The organism is Promicromonospora kroppenstedtii DSM 19349 (genome assembly GCF_000515355.1).
GTDB classification, from domain to species: Bacteria; Actinomycetota; Actinomycetes; order Actinomycetales; family Cellulomonadaceae; genus Promicromonospora; species Promicromonospora kroppenstedtii.
This window is the reverse complement of sequence record NZ_KI911754.1, coordinates 7,955-8,457: the sequence shown is the minus strand read 5'-3', so window position 1 is coordinate 8,457 and position 503 is coordinate 7,955. Positions and strand designations below refer to the sequence as shown.

Sequence of the window (503 nt, the reverse complement as noted above, 5' to 3'; positions counted from 1 at the left end):
GCCGCGGTGGCGAAGGTCCCGGCGCCGGTGCGGGTCTCCAGGAATCCCTCCGCGACGAGGCGCTCGTACGCCGTGGCGACGCTGGCGCGGGAGACGCCGAGGTCGCGCGCGAGGTCACGGGTCGAGGGCAGCCGCTCCCCCGCCGGCACGCGGCCCGTGGTCAGCGCCGAGTGCAGGGGCGCGGTAGATCGCGTCGGTGCGTCCGGTGCGGCTGCTGAGCTCCACGGCGAGATCCATCCGCCGATCATGACGCATCGGGCGCGCCCGCTCGTCACAGTTCGGACTCGGCGGATAAATCACCCGGCCAACCAGCGATTTTCGGGCTTTTCGCCCCCGTCGCCGATCTAGCATCCCGGCACATGAGCACCGATACCGCACCGGACGCGGCCCCGACGGGGGAGCCGGCCGGCGCGACGGCCATGGGCCATGACGCGGCCGAACAGACCGTCTCCGAGCCGAGGTCCGAGGCGGCGGCACGGGCGGCGGCGTGGGCGGCGACGGCG

The 503-nt window shown here is 74.6% G+C and carries 1 protein-coding gene; it reads right to left on the bottom strand.

Annotation, left to right across the window (positions count from 1 at the left end; all coding sequences use genetic code 11):
* Positions 1-248: GntR family transcriptional regulator (locus PROKR_RS26055; RefSeq protein ID WP_036969544.1), on the bottom strand; the 248-nt coding region annotated here is incomplete at its 3' end.
* Positions 249-503 lie beyond the last annotated feature (255 nt).